Origin of the sequence: Dyadobacter tibetensis Y620-1 (assembly GCF_000566685.1) — a bacterium.
In the GTDB taxonomy this organism is placed as follows: Bacteria; Bacteroidota; Bacteroidia; order Cytophagales; family Spirosomataceae; genus Dyadobacter; species Dyadobacter tibetensis.
The window spans coordinates 303,158-328,373 of record NZ_AZQN01000003.1 but is presented as its reverse complement, the minus strand read 5'-3'; the positions used below and the strand labels follow the sequence as shown (position 1 = coordinate 328,373).

19 protein-coding genes are annotated in these 25,216 nt (G+C 43.6%); 12 read left to right on the top strand and 7 right to left on the bottom strand.

Annotated features, from left to right (window positions below):
- Positions 1-39: 39 nt before the first annotated feature.
- The 5 genes from X939_RS0108395 to argB all read right to left on the bottom strand — a co-directional run bounded on the left by X939_RS0108395 (position 40) and on the right by argB (position 10,576).
- Positions 40-3,396 (bottom strand): SusC/RagA family TonB-linked outer membrane protein, encoded by a 3,357-nt coding sequence (locus tag X939_RS0108395; protein ID WP_025762816.1) that lies wholly within the window; start codon positions 3,394-3,396, stop codon positions 40-42.
- A 250-nt stretch (positions 3,397-3,646) separates the two neighbouring features.
- Positions 3,647-4,981 carry a vanadium-dependent haloperoxidase gene (locus X939_RS0108390; RefSeq protein WP_025762815.1) on the bottom strand — a complete coding sequence of 445 codons (1,335 nt, stop codon included), beginning with the start codon at positions 4,979-4,981 and terminating at the stop codon, positions 3,647-3,649.
- A complete protein-coding gene (locus tag X939_RS0108385; protein WP_025762814.1) occupies positions 4,974-8,309 on the bottom strand; it encodes a VCBS repeat-containing protein in 3,336 nt (1,111 codons plus the stop codon). Before X939_RS0108385 ends, X939_RS0108390 begins: the two co-directional genes overlap by 8 nt.
- Positions 8,310-8,330: 21 nt before the next feature.
- Entirely contained in the window at positions 8,331-9,662 is a 1,332-nt protein-coding gene (locus X939_RS0108380; protein ID WP_025762813.1) for a monooxygenase, read from the bottom strand.
- 125 nt (positions 9,663-9,787) lie between these two features.
- Positions 9,788-10,576: an acetylglutamate kinase gene (gene argB, locus X939_RS0108375; protein ID WP_025762812.1), complete on the bottom strand. Its 789-nt coding sequence runs from the start codon at positions 10,574-10,576 to the stop codon at positions 9,788-9,790.
- A gap of 208 nt (positions 10,577-10,784) precedes the next feature.
- On the opposite strand from argB, the gene X939_RS0108370 reads away from it, so the two are divergent.
- Positions 10,785-12,890 (top strand): protein-disulfide reductase DsbD family protein, encoded by a 2,106-nt coding sequence (locus tag X939_RS0108370; protein ID WP_025762811.1) that lies wholly within the window; start codon positions 10,785-10,787, stop codon positions 12,888-12,890.
- Between the two features lie 99 nt (positions 12,891-12,989).
- Here X939_RS0108370 and X939_RS0108365 read toward each other — a convergent pair whose 3' ends face one another.
- Positions 12,990-14,465: a M48 family metalloprotease gene (locus tag X939_RS0108365; RefSeq protein ID WP_025762810.1), complete on the bottom strand. Its 1,476-nt coding sequence runs from the start codon at positions 14,463-14,465 to the stop codon at positions 12,990-12,992.
- A gap of 208 nt (positions 14,466-14,673) precedes the next feature.
- Here X939_RS0108365 and X939_RS0108360 point away from each other — a divergent pair, with 208 nt between their 5' ends.
- Together X939_RS0108360 and X939_RS0108355 are read left to right on the top strand one after the other, a co-directional pair.
- Complete coding sequence (locus X939_RS0108360) at positions 14,674-15,495, top strand: lysophospholipid acyltransferase family protein (RefSeq protein ID WP_025762809.1); 822 nt, start codon at positions 14,674-14,676, stop codon at positions 15,493-15,495.
- Between the two features lie 76 nt (positions 15,496-15,571).
- Positions 15,572-16,489: a TIGR01777 family oxidoreductase gene (locus tag X939_RS0108355; protein ID WP_025762808.1), complete on the top strand. Its 918-nt coding sequence runs from the start codon at positions 15,572-15,574 to the stop codon at positions 16,487-16,489.
- 26 nt (positions 16,490-16,515) lie between these two features.
- Here the strand turns inward: X939_RS0108355 and X939_RS0108350 are convergent, their stop codons facing one another.
- Positions 16,516-17,964, bottom strand: coding sequence for a M61 family metallopeptidase (locus tag X939_RS0108350; RefSeq protein ID WP_025762807.1), 1,449 nt, complete (start codon positions 17,962-17,964; stop codon positions 16,516-16,518).
- A gap of 102 nt (positions 17,965-18,066) precedes the next feature.
- Here X939_RS0108350 and X939_RS0108345 point away from each other — a divergent pair, with 102 nt between their 5' ends.
- The 9 genes from X939_RS0108345 to accC all read left to right on the top strand — a co-directional run bounded on the left by X939_RS0108345 (position 18,067) and on the right by accC (position 25,168).
- Positions 18,067-18,711: a hypothetical protein gene (locus X939_RS0108345; protein ID WP_025762806.1), complete on the top strand. Its 645-nt coding sequence runs from the start codon at positions 18,067-18,069 to the stop codon at positions 18,709-18,711.
- Positions 18,712-18,792: 81 nt separating this feature from the next.
- On the top strand, positions 18,793-19,425 hold the full coding sequence (locus X939_RS0108340) for a NeuD/PglB/VioB family sugar acetyltransferase (protein ID WP_025762805.1): 633 nt from the start codon (positions 18,793-18,795) through the stop codon (positions 19,423-19,425).
- Positions 19,426-19,639: 214 nt separating this feature from the next.
- A complete protein-coding gene (locus X939_RS0108335; protein ID WP_025762804.1) occupies positions 19,640-20,203 on the top strand; it encodes a YceD family protein in 564 nt (187 codons plus the stop codon).
- A 67-nt stretch (positions 20,204-20,270) separates the two neighbouring features.
- On the top strand, positions 20,271-20,465 hold the full coding sequence (gene rpmF / locus X939_RS23300; RefSeq protein ID WP_084299365.1) for a 50S ribosomal protein L32: 195 nt from the start codon (positions 20,271-20,273) through the stop codon (positions 20,463-20,465).
- A 131-nt stretch (positions 20,466-20,596) separates the two neighbouring features.
- Positions 20,597-21,535 (top strand): phosphate acyltransferase PlsX, encoded by a 939-nt coding sequence (plsX, locus tag X939_RS0108330; RefSeq protein ID WP_025762803.1) that lies wholly within the window; start codon positions 20,597-20,599, stop codon positions 21,533-21,535.
- Positions 21,536-21,634: 99 nt separating this feature from the next.
- On the top strand, positions 21,635-22,624 hold the full coding sequence (locus tag X939_RS0108325) for a beta-ketoacyl-ACP synthase III (protein ID WP_025762802.1): 990 nt from the start codon (positions 21,635-21,637) through the stop codon (positions 22,622-22,624).
- A gap of 19 nt (positions 22,625-22,643) precedes the next feature.
- Positions 22,644-23,210: an elongation factor P gene (efp, locus tag X939_RS0108320; protein ID WP_025762801.1), complete on the top strand. Its 567-nt coding sequence runs from the start codon at positions 22,644-22,646 to the stop codon at positions 23,208-23,210.
- A gap of 88 nt (positions 23,211-23,298) precedes the next feature.
- Positions 23,299-23,781 (top strand): acetyl-CoA carboxylase biotin carboxyl carrier protein, encoded by a 483-nt coding sequence (gene accB / locus X939_RS0108315; protein ID WP_025762800.1) that lies wholly within the window; start codon positions 23,299-23,301, stop codon positions 23,779-23,781.
- 40 nt (positions 23,782-23,821) lie between these two features.
- Positions 23,822-25,168, top strand: a complete 1,347-nt coding sequence (gene accC / locus X939_RS0108310; protein WP_025762799.1) for an acetyl-CoA carboxylase biotin carboxylase subunit — start codon at positions 23,822-23,824, stop codon at positions 25,166-25,168.
- Positions 25,169-25,216 lie beyond the last annotated feature (48 nt).

Here is a 25,216-nt window from a genome sequence, read left to right as displayed (position 1 = left end):
ATTGATTAATTTCAAGTATTCAGTATGTTACCCTGCCAATTAGAAGCCAACATTGATAGAAAAACCTAGGTTTCTAGTAAATGGAGCTCCGCCATATTCGGCAAATTCGCCTGCATTATTACTTTTCAATCCTTCCGGATTTATTCCGTCTTTGGCAGTCATATATAGGTAAGTCAGGTTGCGACCCACTAAACCTACGCGAAGTGACTGGATTTTATATTTATTGATTACGTTAGCCGGAACGTTATAGCCCACTGACACTTCACGAAGCGATACCCATGAGTTTTCAAATACGGAGAATTCACGGATTCCTGATCCCCATTGGGTGAGGTTTTCATAATATGCATAGGCAGGAATAGGAGACAAATAGCCCTTATCTACGGCTTCAGAATAAGGCATTCCACCTAAATCAATATCTGTACCATCTACGTTAACTTTATATCCATCGGCCAGCACCCCTTCAGGGATTATCCCGTCATTACGAACGTTACCTGCTGCATCTGTAAAAGTCACACCGCCTAATTCAGTAGTTCTGCCTGGCAAACTATTTTTCAAGCTACCGTTGGATGAGCCGTACTGGTGCGTTCCAGAAGCCATTAAACCGCCTATTTTTGCATCAACCTGAAGGGTCATGTTGAAATTACCGTAATCCACAGAGTTAGTATTACTCAAAAGGAATTTCTCCAGCATAGTTCCAAGATCTCTGGATCCTTGCCCGTATGAACCACTACGCAAATAAGTTGGGTAACCATCAGTAGCGTTACTTGAAGCACCAATTACTTTCTGGCCATTGGCAGGGCTACTAATGTTGGCACCACTGGCGTCTTTGGCCTGATAGCGAGCATAAGCATATGCCGAAGTAATGGTACCATAGTCTCCACCTACTCTTGCAATAGATCTTACATCATTTCCAAAAGCCAAGCTAAGCTCATAGCTGTCAACACCATCAACCAATTCGATAATCTTGTTTCTGTTTCTAGAGAAATTAAAGGTGGTATTCCAGTTAAATTTATCTGTTTTAATAGGATTCGCTGTTAGCAAAATCTCTATGCCTCGGTTTCTGATTTTACCAGCATTGATGATACGACCTGTCAGACCCGATTCCGAGGGTACGCTTACCGTCAAGATCTCGTTGGTAGTAATTTTGTTATAAAAGGTAAAATCTAAACCAAGTCGATTCTGGAAGAAGCGAATGTCCGTTCCAAATTCTAATTCACGTGCCAAACGATTTTTCAGGTTGGCATTTGGAAGTGTCCGGTCACGGAAATTATAAATCGGCAGCTGTGATCCATCAGGCAAGGTATAAAACCCATCGGGTCTGTAGATACCTGTTCTATTGGTAGACCAAGCATCTGTATCTCCACCAGTATATCCAAAGCTACCGCGCAGTTTACCGAAAGTTATCCAGCTTGGAACGTTTTTGAACGATTCAGTGGCAATCCAAGATAACCCTACAGAAGGATAATCATAGGACCAATCTCCGGTTCCATTTTTATACGTTAGGGTTGATGTCCAGTCACGACGATAGCTGGCGTTCAGAGTAAGCATACCCTTGTAGGTAACGTCTCCATAAGCATAAACCGCATCAGTTCTTCTAGAAGGAATAAGGTTTGCACTGGTCGTTGCAGCATTAATCGAATTCGATAGGGAATAAACTTCAGGAATTCTTAATCCACCATTGGTCGCAGTTTTAAATTCACGACCACCGTTTATTTTATTTGTTTCTGAACCAATGGTAAAGTTGGCATCAAAATCATCTCCAAAAGATTTCGTGGCAGTTAACAATCCTTGAACCCGATACTGATTATTATTCGTTGCATAAGTACTGTATTCGTCGTTTCCAGAGAAACGGGCATTATCACCACGCTTAATGAATTCTCCTGTATAAATTTCGTTCTGAAGGTTGCTCCGCAATAAACCGGTTAACCAAGGAGTAATCTGAGCTTTCAAATCGATATTCCCACGGAAGATTTTTTCATTACGCGTTCTTTTACGTTCATTAATTTCCCACATGAAGTCGGTAAGGCTGTAAGGATCATTTGCTCCCCTTCTACGGCCACCTACACTTGGATCTATATAGTTGTTCATCCAATAGTCGATATCCAAGCTACGAGGACGGTAGTATACAAATTTGAATACTGGGTTATAGCTACTTCCTTGGTTGGTAGGATTTAGCAGATTATTGCTGGTATAATCTGCACTTACGTCCAAATTGAAAATTTTCCCAATTTTCTGCGTAGCCCTAACATTGAAGTTATTACGCTTCATTTCAGTACCTGATGGCATCACAGAAGAGTTGAACAGATTAGAGTAAGACACCCGGAAGCTGGAACGATCGTTTCCTCCGTCTACAGCAATATTATGATTGAGATACTTTCCTGTATTAAAGAAACTAATAGGATCATTGGCCTTCCATTCTACCATTCTTCCATCTAGATCTTTTACCTGCTGCCCCTTAAATTCAGGCCCATATGAATAGAACCAGTTGTTGGCATCTACTAAATTGTTCCCTTGAGCATCTTTGGCAAATTCAGGACTTAATCCAGCTCCAAACTGATTCTGTAAGTCAACGATACGATAGGCCTTCTCAAATGATGAAGAGTGATTATAAGAAACGCCTAATCCTTTGGTCTCGCGACCTTTCTTGGTTTGAATTAAAACTACCCCATTCAAAGCTTCAGAACCATATAGCGAACTGGCAGCTGATCCCTTCAAAACACTCATCGACTCAATGTTATCGGGGTTAATGTTTTTCATGATGTTTCCAAAATCCTGTGTACCACCCCAAGAGTCAGCACCAGTTGTGCCCGGGCGAATCAGTACCCCGTCAATTACAAACAGAGGCTGGGTATTAGGGCTTAAAGAAGCATTACCCCGGATACGTATACGAGAAGAAGACATAGGTCCACTGGCACCTTGATTGATCATTACCCCTGCAATTTTACCTTGCAAAGCATTAACAAGGTTAGCGTTATTAGTACGAATCAAGGCGGATCCTTCCACAGACTGGACAGATGTTGCCAGTTTTCTTGTTTCGGTTGCCATACCAAATCCGGTAATGACCACTTCATTCAGCGTTTTTAAGTCTTCCTCCAGATTTACCGTAAGTTGACTCGCATTTCCTACTTGAACTTCTTTGGTTACATATCCAATTGAAGAAAAAACAATAACCGAAGCACTAGAGTTAATAGCAACCGTGAATTTACCATTCACATCTGTGGCTCCCCCATTATTTGTACCTTTTACAAGATACGACACACCCGGAAGCGGATTTTGCTCCATATCCGTTACCGTACCGCTGACGGTCTTCTTGTCCTGAGCCATACTGTCTATACTTCCAAATAGAAGCATTAGTACCGCCATTAGACCGATGAAAGTTGTAAACTTTTGTCTCATGGTAATTCTTTTTGGTTAAAATTTAAGATGTTTAAGGTTTCTGATTCAGGGCTATTGATACTATTTTGACCCTCAACCCGACTATTAGTGCAATCTATGTTTTCTTTGCATCAAATATAAATATTTTATTTAACATAGATTTAACAGTTATTAAAAAAACTTAATAAATAATTGCATTTTTCTCCAATCCCACACACTTCATTAAAGCAAACTGCCAAAATTTCCAATAATTAATAAGATAATTAGGCAATCATCGTGTCAATTTTATTCGTAACAAGATATGATTACCTACCTTTTCACCCTGTAACTGCCCCTGCTCGATGGCGGAACGATAATGAATACCCCCATACAATCTACTGATAGCGGCCTCTTCTGCGGCCTGGCGAAATGAAGCAAAGGTCCGAGCAGGCAGGCCATATTCCACTTCTGTATAATCAGTAAAGGCGAGGCTATCGCCCAACAGCTCGGTAAGAACTATAGAGGCGGCAGTGGAGATCACACTATGGCCGCTGGTGTATTCGGGAAAGGGGGGAGTTTGGAGTTTAGGACGCCATTTTTCGTCCAGGTGGGCATTTATGAAAGTCTCGGGCCTAATCAATTGGCTTCTATATTTTTCATCCCAACAGCTAATAAACCCGTCGAAAAGGGCAATGGAGGTCATCAAATATAGTGCATGAGTAGCCTGCCAGCTCAAATTTTGACTTTCTGCTACCTGGCCTGCGATGGACATCCAGTGTCCGCCCGGCGAAAGTTTTTTAGTTGCAAAATTAAGATGTCCTTGAGTATTCAGAAAGAACGGATTACAGTCCCAAAAACTAGCTATGGCTATCTTCTCCTTACTCAAAGAATTGGTCTCTCGGTACACTTCAAGCACCTCCTGCATAAATAGACTTGTTGAATCCAAATTATAGGTAGGAGGCGGCTGAGGCTTAAATTGGCTCGCTGAGTCTAAAGTGACAGGCCGAATTTTATTCCAGTTAGGCTCTATGGCATCCATATACCCAGGCGGAGTGGGCAACCATTTTCCTGGAGTTTTGTTGTAACTATACCTTCTATTTTTTCTTGTCTGGGCATAATGGTCATCCTTCGCCCACGTCAGAATATGATCTGCCACCTTTTCCCCTAAGCTTTTGCTATGGCTATATAGAGCGGAATCTATTCCTTGAAACTCCTTCAAAACCGATTTCAGGCTATCTCTAAATATATTCTCTGAGTAGACCAATGCCCCGGCAGTCTTCGCAAAAGCAAAGATGGAAGCAAGGGGCAGATTTACCTGGGCTGAATCATATTCAGGACTAATCAGTGGAAAGCCGATTACTTGTCCATGGAGACTTGAATAATTATTATCCTGCAAAATAATGGTTTCGTAGGCGGCAACATGAGCATAAAGATAGATTCTGCTGGCTACAGGTGGAGAGAAAATATCATGAACAATCGTTCGGGTAAGTGTCTGTGCTGCCCGGTGCATGCTGGTAGTAGGGAGCTCTGGCTGACCCCATGCCAGATTATCCAGTAAAAAGCATATCAAAATGACAGTACAAAACTGACGTACATACTTGGAATTTCGAAAGAGTATATTATTCATGGATCTCAAAAATCAAAGGTTGATGGTCATTTCGCGTTAGCACGATATGCTTACCAACTTTAGACATATTCCTGATGTCGCCAGAGGCCCAAAAGCCCGTTTGACCAGGCGGCAAAACCTTAAATTGAAATGGATGGGTCTGCCTTAGAATCAGTCCAACTGAAGCGTTACAGGGACCCATTTGTACACGCAGGGGATCGAAATTTCCCGCGAGAACCAGGTCGGAAATATTATTACCTAAAGACTGCAGCTCCATTGCTGCGCTCACTCTTGAAAATTGAACCTCTTCAGGCAAATCATGTATTTCATAATTAAAATTACCTTTGTTCTCTAAAATAACGCTATTCAGTGTTCTACAATACAGTTTCTTACTTTCGTCCACTGCCTTTTCTCCGAAAATCGACTCTAGTGTCTGATCGGCATAGGACTCGTATGTAGTGTATTTACGCTTCAAGGAAGGCATCTGATCTAACATTTCATCTCGTGAAAACATGGGATAACGTTTTTCACCAAAATGATAGGCAAGGATAGGGTCAATAAAGCCATCCCCATCAAAATCTTCATAATACAAAACCATTGGACGTTCGCTTGAAGATTTAAACTGATTATTACGCCCCAAATTACCGAGCACAAAATCCAGATCTCCATCCTTATCAATATCAATTGGTACCAGTGTAGCCCATAGACCTTCTGAATTACTCAAGGCGGGAATAATTAGTTCTTTGAAACTTTCACCTGTATTCTGGAAAACTCTTACTTTCATCCAATCGCCCACGAGCATTAAATCTACTTTCCCATCATCATTTAAATCGCCCAGATATGCTCCTGTTAGCATGCCTGGCTCTAACAGGGCTGCACTCCATTGATGGGTTACATCGGTAAATTTCACGTTCCCCTGTTGCGTGTCATTCCTCAGCAAATAGCTTCTGGCCGCTTTAGGGAATGATCCTGGTACGGCTCGTCCACCCACAAACAGGTCCAAGTCTCCGTCTCCATCGATATCGGCATAGCTGATACATTGCTTGGGGTTTTTCATGGAAGGTAAGGCCAATACCGCTTCCTCCCACAATCCTGCCCCGCGATTTATATAAAGGTGATCGCGGTACTGAGGCGATTGATCTTCATATTCATTCCCCCCTGAAACTACATATAAATCCAGATCTCCATCCTGGTCCACATCCACAAAGGTAGCAGCCACCTCGTCACAGGCTGCATGTGAACGCCATGGCTGACTTTTCTCGGCCATAAAACTCCCATTGACTTCTTGAAGATAAAGAACCCCAAATTGATTAATTGCCCCACCAAAAAACATGTCTTCTCGGCCATCCCCATTGACGTCTCCGACAGCCAGCGCAGGCCCGAACTTTGAAAGCTGATAAGGGAGTAAAACTTCTACTTTGAAATCTATAAAATCATTTTCCTGATGTATAAAATCTACTGATATAGAGGTAGGATCGATCTCGGATACTAGAAAATTGGCTGGTTCCAAGTAATCCGCTTCTTTCTTTGCTGAATCTTCACTGAGTTCTAAACTGGATTGTTCCACCTGTTTTATCGTTGTGACGAGTTGGGACGGCCAGACAACTTTAATTGAATCGATGACCCCTATTGTCCCAAGTCCAAAATGCAGTTCCGAAGTCACCGTAGATTGATAACCTCTCACGGGGCTCAGTTCTGCATATTGTATTTTGTTATTTGTATAGACCCATACCTTACTACCCAGGGCCTGAGAATTTTTACCCTTCCCAATAAGTTTCAGTCGAAATCCTTTATTGGTACTATTATTCCGATAAAGAGAGAGGGGTTCATTAATATTAGAAATAACAACATCCAAGTCGCCGTCCTGATCAAAATCGGCATATACTGCTGCATTGGAAACATTCTGACTGGTTAATCCCCATCTTTCAGAAACGTCCTCGAAGGAGTATGCCCTCTCCTCGGCCATAACATTTCGAAAAAGGTAATTCCGGAGTTTGTTGGATGGCATTTTCTTGACCAAATCATAAGTTTTGAAATTAGTTTCGCCTTTGGCAATGGCCTTAAGTTGCTCATCGGCCACGGTATACTTGAGAAAATCCATGTTGGTGAAATCTCTTAAATAACCGTTGGTGAATAGCAAATCTTTCCATCCATCGTTATCTAAATCAGCCATAAGACCGGCCCAGCTCCAGTCTGTATTAGAAATGCCTGCCAACTGTCCTATTTCACTAAATCTGATATTCCCGTTCCGATCCTTCCCACGGTTGAGATGGAGCATGTTCCGCATATTCTGATGGTAATACCCACTATCCAATAATAGGTGGTACTGATCGTACATGTCAGGACCTTTTAACAATTTCTGGCGTCGGTTGTCTTCGGGAAGCATATCTAAGGTAAGGACATCGGGGAGCCCATCGTTATTAAAATCGCCGACGTCAGCCCCCATTGAAAATTTAGAGACATGGGTAAAAGACTTTTCCAAGGATTCCGTAAAGGTACCGTCCCGATTATTTATATAATATGAATCAACCTCAGTATAGTCACTGGTGGCGTACAGGTCGGGCCAACCATCCTGATTTATGTCGGAGACAATAACACTCAAGCCAAAGTTTAAAGCATTATTGACGATTCCCGCTTGGATGGTGACGTCCTCAAAAGCCAATTTCCCCTCTTCACTCCTATTACGGAACAACCGGTTTCCAAAGTACGGATTGGGTATAGATCTCATTTCTTTAGTATTCAAGAAAGGATTTACCGTATGGTTGGAATGGTTTAAGAGAAACATATCCAAGTCTCCATCTCGATCATAATCAAAAAAGACTGCCTGGGTAGATTGTGAGCCCGTGGCATGCAGGCCCAACTCTTTTGCCACTTCTTTAAAGACTGGTACTCCTTTCTTATTCCCCTGATTCAGATAAAGCAAATTATTCCGATCGGAAAGTTTATTATAATATCCGGAATGACAGACATAAATATCTAATAGCCCATCTCCATTTATATCTGCAACACTTACCCCTGTAGCCCATCGGCCCTCTCCACTAACTTTGGCTTTCCTGGTTACATCTTGAAAAGTAATTTTTCCGTCCGAAGACGTATTTAGGAACAGTTTATTGGGAACAGTATTTCCAGAAACAAATAGATCAGGCCTTCCATCTCCATTAAAATCGCCTACACCGATACCATTTCCATTATATAAATATTCGTATAAAAAAATATGAAGACTGTCGGACTCTACAAGTGAGTTCGTAAAATCAAGTCCAGATTGTGACGCAGGTAATAACTCGAACAGTGGCTGAGAAGTGGCCTCGTTGCAGAACAAAAAACAAACATACAGTAGTAGTCTTTTCATAGATAGAGGGTTGGTTAAAACTTATTGCCATTCAAAAAGCAACTTTTCGTCTTCCGGTTCACGCTCGACGTACATTAACAAAAGCGTCATCATTTCCTGATCACTACGCATATTACCCGTAGACATCACGAGTTGGGGCGGATTATGAGGGTTCATCGGATTCTTTGTCGTATTGTCATAAGTAGCCTCTATATGTAATATGGCTCCCTTTTGAAGTAGTACAGGCCGTTTATATTTATAAATTTCCTGCCACCTAAAATCCCATTCAGGAATATGCACCAAATGAGTCGTATCTCCTTTTAGATCGACTGAATAAGCCTTAAACTCCTTCCCTAAAAGATGCATATGTGGCCAAGCATACAATAATGACACATCGGGTTGGTTATTGGCAATTCTGAGGCGAAAGGATTTTACTTCATTAGCAAAAATCATCAGAGGTGGGCTAATGTCCTTCTCTCCGATTCCGCCAGATCCCAGACTAATCACTCTAACCTTTCTTTTTATAGGACTGGTCTTAAAAAACAAATTGATACCATTAATGCTTTCTGCCTCAAGGGAGGAGGGGCCAAAGTGAACCGTTAATAGTATGACCCCGCGATTTGGCATTACCCAGCCCATATCCTTTGGATAGGTTTCCACCGTTGTACCAGGAATCCACCCCCCGTAATACACCATGTCCTTTTTGTATTTTACCCATTCATAATATTTATCAGCTTGAGGGCCACTCAAGTCAACAACCTCGCCCGTATCGTAAAGATTGATACCGGGATCCGAAACTGGGTGAACGGCAAAGTTGGCATGATGGATCAGCTTCTTATTATTAGAGGTAAATTCAATAGCTTCTACATTGGCTGCTTCGGCTAGGTCAAATGGAATTTTAAACATAACAAAACGCTCAATTCCATCACCACGAACTTGAAATGCCTCTTTCATTTGTAAGGTAATATCTGGCTTACGTGTATAGGCGGTTCCGGCGTCCACTCTTTCCCGGATGGCCTTCTCCAGCTTAAGGTCGGCCTTGCCCTTGGGAGTACCTCCATCTACCCAAGCTACAATCTTAGCAATCTCTTCCTCACTCAACGAGCGGTCATTAGCAAATTGGTTATAATGCTGATCTGCTTTCCAGGGTGGCATGTAACGGGAGGCCACTACCTTTTTTATAAATTTGGCTCTCTTATTAACATCATCATAGCTAATCAGTGAAAAAGGCGCAGCTTCCCCCGGCCTGTGGCATGGTACACAGTTTAAATGTAGAATAGGTTGAATATCCCCATAGAAACTCGGCGATTTCTGACCTAAGGCCCAATCACTGAAAATAAAGAGGAATATTAATAGGGCAAATCGTAATAACATTGTTTTCTTGGGTATTATGAAAACACAAGATACTAAGAGTAATTTGATATTAAAAAAAATTAAAAAGTATCTGTGCGTTCACAATCCGAAGCTAACTCGTTTCTTCATCCCTAGTTATAAGTCGGTTACTCCATCTCGATGACCGTACCGGCATTACCGGCCAGGGCCTGAAGCAGGTCCTGTGCATGGCAGATGGTTACTTTTTCCACCCCATCTCTAAGTGCAGTAAAAGCATTATCCAATTTAGGAATCATTCCTTTGTTAATGACCCCCTCCGACTTATACGCTTCATAACTTCTCGTATTCAGGCTATTGATAACGGAGTCGACATTATCTGGATCCGATAATACCCCCTTCTTCTCGAAGCAATAAACCAGATTTGTTCCAAAAACCTGACTTAAACTGATTGCCGTTGCTGAAGCCATGGTGTCGGCGTTGGTATTTAACAATAAACCTTCAGCACTATACGTTATCGGAGCGATGATAGGTACGAGCCCACTCGCCAATAATTGCCCGATTCGCTCGGCATTCACCTCAGCAATGTCACCGACATATCCATAATCTACGGACCCCACGGGACGCTTCACCGAACGAATTATTCCCGCATCGGCTCCTGTAAGACCTATGGCGTTAGTTCCTAAAGCCTGAAGTTGAGCGACTAAATTCTTATTCACCAAACCGCCATATACCATTGTAACCACATCCAGCATAGATTTGTCGGTAATACGCCTTCCCTCTACCATTTGGGTCTCAATCTGAAGTGATGCCGCCACTTGAGTGGCTACCTTGCCTCCCCCATGAACCAATATCTTGGGCCCTTCCAGCCGGGAGAAATCATTTAGGAAGCGGGCAGATGCTTCTGGATTGTCGATGATATTACCTCCAATTTTTATTACCTTCAAAAGATTACGCATATTTATGTTTATTTTTCAAATCCTGAGTTTGGCAGGCAAAGTTAATATAAATGCCCATTTCGAATGAATTCCAACACCTCTCCAGACATCTTCTCGGCGTATATCTTGAATTTTTTTTAAAATTTTACGTTGCATTACATAAATGTCGGTAAGTCAATGCCCTCTGGCAAGTCATTAGCCCCAAGAAATAATAATATTTAAATCAAACATGAAACGCAGTTTTTTTCTTCTATTCCTTATCGGAGCCATTTCACTTGGCAGCTCTACTTTCGCCCAAGTGCAAAAAGCCAAGTCATCTTGGACTTACAGGTTTTCAGATTCCCAAGTTAAAAAGGGAGGTATGGTAGACCTGATATTCACGGCAACTATCGATAAAGACTGGTACTTATACTCCTCTGACTTCGATCCGGATTTGGGTCCTATGCTTACTAGTTTTAACTTCGAAAAAAATAAAACTTTCGAACTGGTTGGTAAGCTTAAGCCACAAAACCCTAAAACCAAATATGAAGAGGTCTGGGGTGGAGACGTAAAATATTTCACAGGAAAAGCTGTTTTTAAGCAAACCGTAAAGATTCTTACCGATAAACCTATCATTAAAGGAACGTCAGAATTCCAGACTTGTAGCACCATCAATGGTTTGTGCATTCCGGGTACGGAAGACTTCGAGTTTAAAGGCTTGGAAGTTATTGCGGCCGCAGAGCCGGCTTCCGTCCCTTCTTCTGTTAAGGACGAAAACAGAGATGATGCCCAGAATACTGAAGTGTCAAATCAAGAGAATAAAAACCTAAGCCCGTCGACCACCGACACCGCTTCGTCTGCTATGGGCGTAGCCGAAGAATCCCGGATCGAGGCTTCAGGCAATAGTCGATTGGCTACTACGACCTCAAGCTCGGCAATGGGGGGCTCCCTCTGGGGCTTTGCCCTGGCTGCTTTTCTGTCAGGGCTGGTCGCCTTGCTTACTCCTTGCGTTTTCCCCATCATCCCTATGACGGTAAGTTTCTTTACCAATCAAGAAAAGGGGAAGTTCAAAGCACTCCTATATGGAGTTTCTATCATAGTCATTTACACTTTAATTGGCACGGTTGTATCCCGGATTAACGGGCCAGCCTTTGCCAATTTCCTCAGTACCCATTGGATCCCTAACGTCCTCTTTTTTGCCGTATTCTTTATCTTCGGACTCTCTTTTTTGGGTCTATTTGAAATTGTTCTCCCTAGTGGGCTGGTCAATAAAATGGATCAAAAGGCCGATCAAGGGGGGTATGCAGGCGTTTTCTTCATGGCATTTACCCTGGTTCTGGTATCATTCTCCTGTACAGGCCCTATTGTAGGAAGTTTGTTGGTCGCTTCAGCGGGTGGGGAAGTACTTAAGCCGATAATTGGGATGGCCGCATTTTCATCGGCTTTTGCCATCCCATTCACACTGTTTGCTCTTTTCCCCCAATGGTTAAAATCATTGCCGAAATCGGGCGGCTGGCTCAATACCGTGAAAGTGGTTCTTGGTTTCCTCGAACTGGCCCTCGCTCTGAAATTTCTTAGCATCGCCGATCAGGTCTACCACTGGAACCTGCTCGATAGAGAAATATACCTTGCCTTCTGGATTGTCATCTTCGCTATGCTAGGATTTTATCTTCTGGGTAAAATACGAACTCCCCACGATTCGGTACTCGAAAAGGTAAGCGTTCCTCGAATATTATTAGCAATATTCACTTTCACTTTCGTCATCTACATGCTTCCCGGAATGTGGGGAGCTCCCCTCAAGGCTTTAGCGGGCTATTTACCCCCACAGTCTTCGCTTGATTTCGATTTAAGCAAACGGTCCTCCGCAACTCCACAAAATGGCTTCACCATGCCTAAGAAATATGCAAATCTATTCCACCTACCTCACGAACTCGATGGATTCTTCGATTTGGAGGAGGGACTAGCCTATGCCAAATCGGTTAATAAGCCTGTATTTATTGACTTTACTGGCCATGGTTGTGTCAACTGTAGAGAAATGGAGGCACGGGTATGGTCAGATCCGGCGGTACTTCAGCGCCTGCGGAATGATTATGTGATTGTTGCCCTTTATGTAGACGACAAAACAGAATTACCCAAAGGAGAATGGTATACCTCCAGTTATGACAATAAAATTAAAAAAACCATTGGAGCACAAAATGCAGACTTGCAGATCGTAAAATATAATAATAATGCGCAGCCCCATTATTGTTTGGTAGATCACGAAGGGAAATTGCTGGTAAAACCTATCAATTATGACCTGAATCCTCAAAATTTCGCTGACTTCCTGGATAGCGGGAAGGCTGCTTTTACTAAATAGCAATCCCTTCGGGAAGAATGCTTTTTTCCATTAGAAAACGACAAACGCCATCGAGATAAAACCCGATGGCGTTTGTCGTTTTCTCTTATCTGTTTTCCTTTACTTACTCAAAGTTTTGAATAGCATACCCTTTTCAACCTTCGCATTCAGCTCCATTCCATTTAAGATTGACAGTTCGCTCAGCTTGCTTTCCGGCATATTATAATCCTTAAGAGCCTCTTTTAAGGTACCAGTTCGCTGTACCGATTTTATTCGGATTCTCTCAGGCTGGCGATTAAGAATATTGGGATCACTTACCGACTTAAAGCCCTGAGCGACCTGCTTAAATTGTCCTGCGTAACTGTTAAAGTCTGCAGCAGTGGCTACGCCATGAATGGCGTAAATTGTGCCACCATACTGAATGAGCCAGGTAGCCACCTTGGTAGAACTAGCATCAGTCTGTGCAGCCTGCTGCTGTCCCGACTGCGCCTGCTGAGCCACAGTAGACACCATCACCAAGGCGGGATTTCCATTAATAGTGGTTTTGGTATTTTCAGAAACTTGCAGGTTATAACCTTTGATAACACCCTGAGCAGCCTCATCCAGCGTCTTGCCCTGAGCCAGGGTAAAGAGCATCATAGATTTTCCATCTTTAGGCGCCATCTGAAACTGAATAGGACTGTTTTCATATTGCCAACCGGAAGGTACTGGAAATTGAAACTTCAATTCCGGATGATAAAAAGCTCCATTTTCGACAAATCCTTGTTTGGGATCCGTACCATAAATAATCCCGTCAATTCTCTTGAGATATTCATTGCGGTTCACCTCATAAGAGCCTGGATTTTTCTGTTGATACTTGGTGGCTAAGCCGTCTACTTTCGTCATCCTGTCACCTGGATCGGGGTGGGTGGACTGGAATGTAGGAATGCTTTGGCCGCTCTGATCCGATAATTTTTTCAAAGTCCCGAAAAAGTGAGCCATTTCATGGGCATCGTATCCAATTTTGCTAGAATATTCTACCCCAATACCATCCGATTCTGTTTCATGCTCCCTGCTATAGCTAAGTAGCAGGGTACCCACTACCTGAGATGCCTGATCGGCCATGCCTCTGATCTGTGGTGACAGTACTATTCCTGCCATCAAACCTACCTGTCCGAGAATCTGAGAAGTTTGTTGACGGGCCGAATGACGGGCGGTGATATGGCCGATTTCATGACCTAATACACCAGCAAATTCCGCTTCGTTATTGAAGTGTGACATGATGCCACGGGTGAAGTATACATAGCCCCCTGGCACCGCAAAGGCATTCACTACCGGGGAATCAACAATAAAAAATTGATAGGGTAGATCGGGACGATGCGAAATTTTTGCCATAGCCTTACCCTTTTCATTTATAAAGGCTTGTAAGTTTTTATCATCATATAGTCCCATTGTGGCCACTACTGAAGGATGTGACTCTGCTCCTATAGCCAACTCCTTTTCTTTGGACATAAAGATCAATTCCTTTTTGCCTGTTACAGGATTTCTGGAACATCCAGAAAGAACCCACATGGTTCCCACGCCAAAAAGGAGATGGGTAAATACCTTCATTTTCATATATTGCTATTGTTAACTTGAATGATTAAGTTCAACTGCCTACTGAATGCAGTTTGCGAAAAAATTATGCCACAGGCTTCCTTCCCATTTCTAGGAGCTTGCCCTTTGAGCGCAACAAATACTGCATATTTTACGTCACCTTGTCGCAAAAGTAACTATTTTCGAAGTTTTTCAGGGCATGCAGTTATTTCTCTTGGGCACTTTTTCTATGGCAACAAAAAAAATAATATACAGTTTACTTCCCGGATGGCTTGCCAAAATAGACTTTTTAGGCCTATTTGAGCGTGATCCCTTTGGGAATTTTTTAACGCTGAAACGTTTTTTTATATTCATCATTGGTTGGTTTACCTATTACCGATATACGGCCGTAAACAAGATTACCATTCGAGGTAGTGAACAGCTGCTGCACCTTCCCGACCAGGGGGTTTTGTTTCTGGCCAACCACCAAACCTATTTCGCCGATGTAATTGCTTTTTACCATATTTTCTGTGCCACAAAGTGGGGATATAAGGACACGATTGCGCCTCCTTTTTATTTGTTTTCTCCTAAAGCCCGATGTTATTATGTGGCGGCATCCGAAACGATGAAAGAAGGGGGTTTTTTACCACGATTGTTTAGCACGGGTGGAGCCATCACTGTCGACCGTTCCTGGAGAGCCAATGGGGAGAATGTCTCTCGCAACTTAGATAATCAGGGACAGGACAAGATCGGATTGGGGCTGGGACATGGCTGGGTAGTAAGCTTTCCTCAGGGTACCACCAAGCCTTTTGCCCCTGTACGAAAAGGCACTGCACATCTCATTAAGGAGCATCGCCCCATAGTCATCCCTGTGGTAATCAATGGATTTAGAAGGGCATTTGACAAAAAAGGCCTTCGATTCAAAAAGAGAAATACCCGACTAACTGTAGAGTTCAAGGCCCCACTCATCTTTGCTGAGGACGAGTCAATAGATCAAATGGTGGCTCGTATCACTCAAGCCATTGAACAGGAAAATCCGCAGAAAGGTGACCAGATCGTTCGTCCGGATTAAATCTCTTCAGGTTCATTCATTAAAAGCTTTCCATTTCCGGGTATGATTTTTAAAGAATTTTTAACCAAAAGTACTTATGGCACATCAAATTCTAATTACCGGAGGAACAGGATTGGTAGGAACCCGGCTGACCACATTGCTCAAAGAGCGAGGATATTCTGTAGGCTATCTGAGCCGCAGTAAGGATCCTATAAAAGGCGTTTCTGTTTTTCGTTATGACACAAAAAATAACTTTCTAGAAGAAGGAGCTCTGGAAGGTGTAGAACATCTGATACACCTGGCCGGGGCCGGGGTAGCAGACGGTCGTTGGACAGAGGATCGCAAAAAGGTTATTATCGATAGTCGAACGGAAACCATTAAACTGGTAGCTCAAAAACTTAAAGATGCCCAAATAAGCCTGAAATCCTTCATTTCGGCCTCCGGAAGTAGCTATTATGGCCAGGATACCGGCAACGCTCAACATACCGAAGATGCTCCTGCAGGCAAGGATTTCCTATCGGAAGTCACTGTTCTCTGGGAAAAAGCTGCCGACCAAATTTCCAATTTAGGAGTCCGTACCGTAAAGCTGCGCACCGGAGTGGTTCTGAGCCTGGAGGGAGGAGCCCTGCCTAAAATAGCCCAACCAGCCAAATTAGGTCTGGGTGCACCGCTAGGTTCTGGAAGCCAATGGATGTCCTGGATTCATGTCGACGATTTATGTCGACTTTATATTGAAGCCCTTGAAAATGAGTCCTGGTATGGGACTTATAATGCTGTGGCTTCTCCTCCAGTCACCAACGCCGATCTAACCAAACAGATTTGCGAGGTGCTTAACCGGCCACAGTTTCTACCAAATGTGCCTGCCTTCGCCCTGCGATTAGCCTTTGGAGAAATGGCCAGCGTAGTGCTGGGGAGCAATTACGTTATTAACCACCGGATTGCTAACGAAACAAACTTTATTTACGAATTTCCTGACCTTAAAGAGGCACTAAAAAATCTTTATCATCAGCAGTAACTCCCCTGTTGAGCCCCTATTCAGCTTCATTTCTGGCAGGAAGCCAGCCATGCTTCCCGGTCAGGTTGAAACTGTCCTCCGTGCCGAACAACCACCGCCACCTGTCCCCCTTCCGAAATATTCATTTGAAGCCCCACGAAAGCGAGAGCATCATTCAGAATAGGAGCCAATGGAGCCGAACCAGCCACACAGGAATCCCAATACCAGTCTAACTTTTCTCCGGCAACCTCCTCCACCACCTGTTGGTAATCCTGCAGGGTATACCCTTTAAAAGGCTCACCAAACCGAGTCCACATGAGGCGCATTACGTCGTCCAGGGATTGGCTATGGTTCGATTTCTTACGCAGAAAAAGGTCCAGAATAAGTGCCACCAAGGCTCCCTTATGATAAACCGAAACCTTCCTGCCCGGAATACCTCTTTCATAACCGTCAAGCCAGAGGTCATAGGACGACTCCAGCAGGGATTGTGAAGCCTGGTTACTTCCTTCAAAATGCCGCTTCATATAGACTTCAAGCTCTTTAATATATTCATCTAATCCAAAAACACCTGATCTTTTCAAAAATAGATCACCATAATACGTGGTACAACCTTCGGCCACAAAACAGGTATTGAAATAGTTTTCCCGGGTGAAGTCGTAGGGAAGTAACTCCAACGGTCGGATACGAATGACATTCCAGGCATGAAACAATTCATGAGCGCTTACTCCCAGCAGATCTGTATGCAATTCATCGCCTTCTGCGTCGGGCCCTAGCACTACCATGGTGGAGTTTCGGTGCTCAACTCCGTGATAGTATGGAGTGGGCAGAATCAGATTCAAAAAATGATATTCCCGTTCAGGGAAGGACCCCATAGTAGCGATTTGCTCAGCAGTGAACCTGCGGAAATCATATAAAATACGTTCCCAATTGGGCTTAAGCGCACCATGCATCCAAACGTAGAAATCGACAGCACCGACTTTGTATTCCACTTTTTGAAGGGTAGATGAAGCCAGAAGAGGGCTGTCAACTAAGGCATAAAAGTCAGGTGCTAACAGGGTATTGCCTTCTCGTTTCAGGCCGGTAGCGATGCGATACCCCTGTGGAAGGGCAAGACTAACCTGGTAAGGTTCATTGATTCGTCCTTCCACATACATGGCAAAATTGATAAAATTAAGGTACCAAAGCGTATCGTCCACATAACTAGTACCCGCATTCTGAACCTGAGCAAAATAGCGATACCGAACTATCACCTTCGAATGACCTTCCGGCAAAATTCGCCAACGATCTTTGCTTACTTTTCCTATAAATAGTTTCGAGCCATCCTCTGCGAGGGCTTCTATTTTTTGAATATTTTTGGCGAAGTTTTGAATCTCATATCTCCCGGGACGCCAGGCAGGAAGTTGTATTTCTATCTCCGGTTCGGCGACTTGGTCAATACTCCAGACGATGTCTATAAAATGTGAAAGTGGGTCCTCAGCAGAGATATGGTAATGCATAAGTATTAAATAGGGATAAAAGTGGATACTTTTGGCCAAATAAACCAAAGTAAGACACTTAATCGTTACAATAATCAATCAGACCAAATAAACGACAATTAAATGAAATTTAAAATCTGCACGACCCTACTCACACTTCTGATTTTGCTTTCCATAAATAGCGCCTGGGCGCAAGATCAAGAGTATTACCGGCCCGATTCCTTAAGAACTGAGAAGCCGGTAGAATACAAGCCTACCGAACGAACTCCCCGTATAAGCGATCTGGAAGGCCCCTCAGAATTCAGTATGCGCCCTCCTATTGAGCGCGTTCGTTTAGGTGGAAGCTTTGGACTCAGCCTCGGATCGGTCACCAATATTAATCTATCTCCTATGGCGGGTTACGAACTGACTGAAAAACTTGTAGGAGGAGTAGGAGCTACTCTCATGTATTTCCGTTCCAAATACTACGGAATCAATACGGCCTATTACGGAGGACGAGGCTTTTTGATGTATGCCGTTGTACCTATGGTCAATATCATTGCAGAATATGAAGCCATGAATGTAGAGGCTTCCTACCAGAAACGACAATGGTTAGGCTCACCCATGGTGGGCGCATCCTATACCCAGCCATTGGGCGGGCGATTCACTAAAGGAGTTCATTTATCCATTCTATATAATTTGAATTATAATAATCAGATTGATCAATATAGTGGTCAGAATCTTTCTCCATATAGCAGCCCATTCGTCTTTAGAGTAACCTTTTTGTAGGAATTGCTGTTAGTAAGAATCAAGAACAACAAAACAATAGGAAAGGCATCCGCTGGGGCGGGCCGCGCATAATCAAAGTATATGGAAAATCCAGTGTTAATCATAGGTGCAGGCGATTTAGGTCTTAAAGCCTTAGAAATTTTTAAAAGAAATAATGTAGTAGTATATGGTCTACTCGACGATCGCGAAGATCTGCATGGTAAGGAATACGGCGAGATTAGCGTTTTAGGCAGCACCGACGATCCTACTTTTTTGAAAATTCTCGGCAGTAAATGTGAGGCATTTTTAGCTATAGGCGAGCGCTCTGTTCGCGAACGTCTCGCTAAAACCCTAACCAAGGAATATCAGGTAATGCCTGTAAATGCCATTCACGACACGGCCTACATCGCACAAACGGCGACTCTAGGACATGGAAACTTAATTGCATCCAAGGTAACTATAGGCCCCCTATCGCAATTGGGCCACCATGGGCTCATACTCTCCGGAGCAATCCTTGATGGTTCGGTTCAGGTAGACGATTTTGTGACAATCGGGGCCGGAGCCATCATTAACGACCGGGCAAAAATTGGAGAGGGGGCATTTATAGGCTCTGGAGCCATTATTGTGGCAGGGGTAGAGATCGGCAAAGGTGCACGGATCGGTGCTGGATCGGTGGTAGTGGAAAATGTACCCGCCAAGGCCACCTTTTTTGGCAATCCGGCCAGGAAAGTCTGACCGATAATTAGGGGAATCAAGCCCTGAAATGGAGCGTTGGGCCTAGCGGATCCAGGCGATCATAACCCCATAATAATAAAGCCCTTGCATGCGAAATGATCTGCTGGCTCTGGCAGTGTCAGGGCCATTAGGCTTTTCAGGTTAATAAATTTTTAAAGATAGTTTTCATACAATTAAAAAAGGTACTACCTTTGCAGTCCTTTTATCGAAACAAGTGAAAGAGCTAAGTAAATATAACATAGACATTTACGGTTTGGAAGACAAACAGTATGTCTATGAAATGGAGTCGGGAGACGCTTTTTTTGAGGAGTTAGAGCAGGATCTGATCGAAAGCGGGCAGTTCAAGACTAGAATTGTCATGGTCAAATCTTCAACGATGCTACAGTTCACCTTTCACATGGAAGGAACAGTAGGCTTAATTTGCGACCGTAGTCTGGAGCCATTTGAAGAGGCCTTTGAATCGGAGGAGCGGTTAATTTTAAAATTTGGCGACCGTGACGAGGAGTTATCCGACGAGATCGTGCTCATTAACCGAAATACCAATCGGGTCAATGTTGCGAGATATATTTTTGAATTTATTGCTTTGGCCCTGCCATACAAGAAGATTCACCCCGACCATCGCCAGGACGACGACAACACGGAATTTTCGCAAGAGGATGACGAAGTAATCCTGGTATATAGTTCTGAACGGGCAGTTCCAGGAGCCGACCAGGAGGATGCCGAAGCGATCGACCCTCGCTGGGCAGCTTTAAAAAAGCTGAAGGGAGACACTGAATAGCATTTTATCCCTAAAGAGGGACCCAATTAATATAATAATCGAAAGTTAACAATTAGAACATAATATCATGGCACATCCTAAGCGGAAAATCTCTTCACGCCGTCGCGATACGCGCAGAGCACATGACTTCCTTACAGGAAAGCAATTAGGGGTAGATTCTTCTACCGGCGAGATTCACCAATTTCACCGTGCACACGTACACGAAGGCAACTTAGTGTATAGAGGCAAAGTGGTAGTGGAAAACTACAGCAAAACGGTTTAGATTTCAGAAGATGAAAAGAGAATTTCGTAATATACTTGTATAAAGTTGTTACGAAATTCTTTTTTAGTAAGCACATCTGCTAAATTTACACCTTTGATTTCTAAACTTATCAGTAAAAAAACTGCGTGTAAATGAAAATTGCGGTAGATGCTATGGGGGGAGATTTAGCTCCACAGGCAATTATTGAAGGCGCCATTATGGCTGCTTCTGAGCTACCTTCGGATGCTAGAATAGTATTAATAGGCAGGGAAAGTGCTATTACGGATGTTTTTAACAGACTTAATTACTTACCTACCAATATTGATATTGTACACGCCGAAGATGTGATAGAAATGGGTGAGCATCCCACAAAAGCACTCTCACAGAAACCCAACTCCAGCATAGCTATTGGATTTAAGCTTCTTAAAGAAAAAGAAGTGGATATTTTTTGTAGTGCAGGCAACACAGGAGCCATGCATGTAGGGGCCCTATTCAGTATAAAAGCTATCGAAGGAGTGCTAAGGCCTGCTATTGCTGGCTTTGTACCTCAGGTAGGCGGGGGCCATGCGGTCATGATGGATATCGGTGCCAATGCCGATTGTAAGCCTGAAGTTTTGGCTCAGTTCGGTGAGCTTGCTTCCTTATTTGCACAACACACCTTCCAGATAGAAAGGCCTCGGGTAGCCCTGATGAATATTGGAGAAGAAGCCCAGAAAGGCTCTCTTACGGCCCAGGCCACTTATCCCCTACTGGAACAAAATAAGAAGATTAACTTTATAGGAAATATTGAAGGCAAGGATCTATTTACCAACAAGGCAGATGTGATCGTTACCGATGGTTTTACCGGCAACATTATGTTTAAGCTGGGCGAATCGCTCTATGAGATTACCAAGAGCCGGGGAATTCAGGATGATTTCATCGATCAGACGAATTATGAGGCCATCGGGGGAAGCCCCATCGTAGGCGTTAACGGAAATGTAATGATCGCTCACGGCATTTCTTCTCCTCTAGCCATAAAAAATATGGTGAGTTGGGCCTATAAACAGGTAAAATCCAAGGCTTATTTGCACATTGCACAAGCATTGAATTAATTGCATAATGAAATTATACGGCTCAACCTCTGATGATACAAAAATCCGATCTTGTCCTTCACCAAAATCCAGTGGGATTTTGACTGCTACCAATAAATCATGACCCAAATCAGAGCCTCTATTACGGGAATACATGGGTATGTACCCGATTATATCCTCACCAATGCCGAGTTGGAACAGATGGTTGCTACTAACGACGAATGGATCGTTAGCCGTACCGGGATAAAAGAAAGACATATTCTCAAAGGAGAAGGCTTAGGCAGTTCCCATATGGGAGCCGAGGCCGTTAAAGGACTGCTCAAAAAGACTAACACGGCACCAGAAGACATCGATCTATTGATCTGTGCCACCACTACTCCCGACTTTATTTTTCCCTGCACAGCCAATCTGATCTGTGACATGGTAGGCATTCGCAACGTCGGAAGCTTTGACATTCAGGCGGCCTGCTCTGGTTTTGTATACGCACTTACGATGGCGTCCCAGTTCATTGAAACAGGGAAATACAAAAAAGTTATCGTCGTAGGAGCCGACAAAATGTCGTCTATAGTAGACTATACTGACCGTAAAACCTGTATTTTATTTGGGGATGGAGCCGGAGCCGCCCTGCTGGAAGCCGATACGGAGGGCAATGGAATTATAGACTCTATTATTCGCTCAGATGGCTCGGGATATCCGTACCTGAATCAAAAAGGAGGAGGGAGTCGCTATCCACCCACACATGAAACGGTAGACCAAAAAATGCACTATGTGTTCCAGGATGGAGCCCAGGTATTTAAATTTGCCGTAAAAAATATGGCTGACATAGCGGCCGAAATCATGGAAAAAAATCAGCTCGATGGCCATAGTGTCGACTGGCTGGTACCCCATCAGGCAAATCGCCGCATCATTGAGGCTACCGCTAACCGCATGGGTGTAGGCATGGATAAAGTGATGATGAATATCGATCGATATGGAAACACCACTTCAGCAACCATCCCTCTTTGTTTATGGGACTTTGAATCGAAACTTAAGAAAGGTGATAACCTGGTCTTAGCCGCCTTTGGTGGAGGCTTTACTTGGGGTGCATTGTATCTCAAATGGGGATACTAATTAATAATCAAATACAATTATGGCAAATACTGCAGATTTACGTAACGGACTGGTAATCAATTTCAACCACGACCTGTTTCAGGTAATTGAGTTTCAACATGTGAAACCAGGAAAAGGAAACGCCTTCGTTCGTACCAAAATCAAAAGCCTTACCACCGGAAAAGTATTGGACAATACCTTCTCTTCTGGAGCCACTATTTTCCCTGTACGAGTGGAGCGTCACAAGTTTCAATACCTGTATAAGGACGATATGGGCTACAACTTTATGAACGCCGAAACCTTCGACCAAGTATTGATCGACGAAAAACTGGTGACCAATGCTGACCTGATGAAGGAGGGGCAAGAAGTAGAAATCCTTATCAATACCGAAAATGATGTGGCCCTACTCTGCGAATTACCTCCGTTTGTGGAACTGATGGTAACGTATTCTGAACCAGGGCTGAAAGGCGATACCGCTAATTCTCCCAAAAAAGCAGTAGAAGTAGAGACTGGTGCCCGAATTATGGTACCTTTATTTATCGACGAAGGGCAAAAAATAAAGGTAGATACCCGTACTTACGATTACGTGGAGAGGGTAAAATCTTAATCTAGTATTCATCTAGTATATCTTGACAGCCCGGTGCTTATAAGAGTCAGGTACCGGAGTTCAAATCTATATCATAACATTGAACCAAATGGAAACTAAAGAAATACAAAAACTAATTGACTTCATTGCGCAGTCTGGACTGGATGAGGTGAATATTGAAACCAACGATCTGAAGATCAAGGTAAAAAGATATGGATCGGGACCAACGCCGGTTTCCACCACGTCCAGCTTTGCCGCTCCTGCGCCAGCACCTGTAGCAGCACAGCCTGTGGAACCATCACCGGCGGCAGCTGCCCCCGCACCCGTTGAAGCCGCTCCAGCTGCCGACAATCTGATTACTATCAAATCGCCGATGATCGGTACGTTTTACCGTGCCGCAAGCCCTGAGTCACCAGCATTCTCAAATGTAGGCGATGCCATTACGCCCGGACAAACTGTTTGCGTTATCGAAGCGATGAAGCTCTTCAACGAAATCGAGTCGGAGGTTTCTGGTAAAATCGTAAAAATACTGGTTGAAAATGCCACCCCAGTAGAATTTGACCAACCATTATTCCTTGTTGAGCCTGCCTAAGGCTTGGGAACGTTATTGGCTTTTAACTAATTGACAATTCATGTTCAAAAAAATACTTATCGCCAACCGGGGTGAAATCGCCCTTCGCGTCATTAGAACTTGCCGTGAAATGGGCATCAAAACGGTTGCTGTATATTCCACCGCTGACCGGGATAGCTTGCATGTACGCTTTGCCGACGAGGCCGTTTGCATAGGTCCTCCTATGAGCAAACTCTCCTATCTGAACATTCAAAATATCATTTCGGCCGCCGAAGTTACTGGTGCCGACGCCATTCACCCTGGCTACGGATTCCTATCGGAAAATGCCGAATTTTCACAAATCTGTGCCGATTACGGAATTAAATTCATCGGTGCTACCGCCGCTCAGATCAACGGGATGGGCGACAAGGCTACTGCCAAAGCAACGATGATTAAAGCTGGAGTTCCGGTAGTGCCGGGCTCAGAGGGTCTACTCGAATCGGTAGAACAAGGCAAGAGACTTGCTGAAGGCATTGGCTATCCGGTAATTGTAAAAGCTACCGCAGGTGGTGGTGGTCGTGGCATGCGTATTATCAACAAACCTGAAGATTTTGAAAAAGCCTGGACCGACGCTCGTACGGAATCGGCAGCAGCTTTTGGCAATGATGGCTTATACCTCGAAAAATTTGTCGAGGAGCCTCGTCATATCGAAATCCAAATTGTTGGGGACCAATTCGGAACCGTTTGCCATCTTTCCGAAAGAGATTGTTCTATTCAACGTCGCCATCAGAAACTAGTAGAAGAGACCCCCTCTCCTATCATAACTCCTGAATTGCGGGAAAAAATGGGTGCAGCAGCTATTAAAGGTGCACAGGCTATTGGTTATGAAGGAGCCGGAACCGTCGAATTCCTAGTGGATAAACATGGCGATTTCTATTTCATGGAAATGAATACCCGGATTCAGGTGGAACACCCTATTACGGAAGAGGTTACCAACTTCGATCTGATAAAAGAGCAAATTAAAGTAGCGGCAGGCGAACCCATCTCGGGAGTCAACTACATTCCTCAACTTTATGCCATGGAATGCAGAATCAATGCCGAGGATCCTGGAAACGGTTTCCGTCCCTCTCCTGGTAAAATCACCAACTTGCATTTCCCCGGTGGTCATGGAGTACGCATCGATAGCCATGTTTACAGCGGGTATACCATTCCTCCCAATTACGACTCCATGATTGCGAAGGTGATCGTCAGTGGACAGTCTCGTGAGGAAGTAATCACCCGAATGAAACGTGCCTTGCAAGAATTTGTCTTAGAAGGAATTAAAACAACCATTCCTTTCCATATTAAGCTTATGGACGATCCAGGGTTCAAGTCTGGGAACTTTACCACGAAATACCTTGAATCTTTTGATTTTGATTCTTTGAAATAATTAAAAAAAGGCGTCGATTTATAGATTCGACGCCTTTTTCTGTTTTAT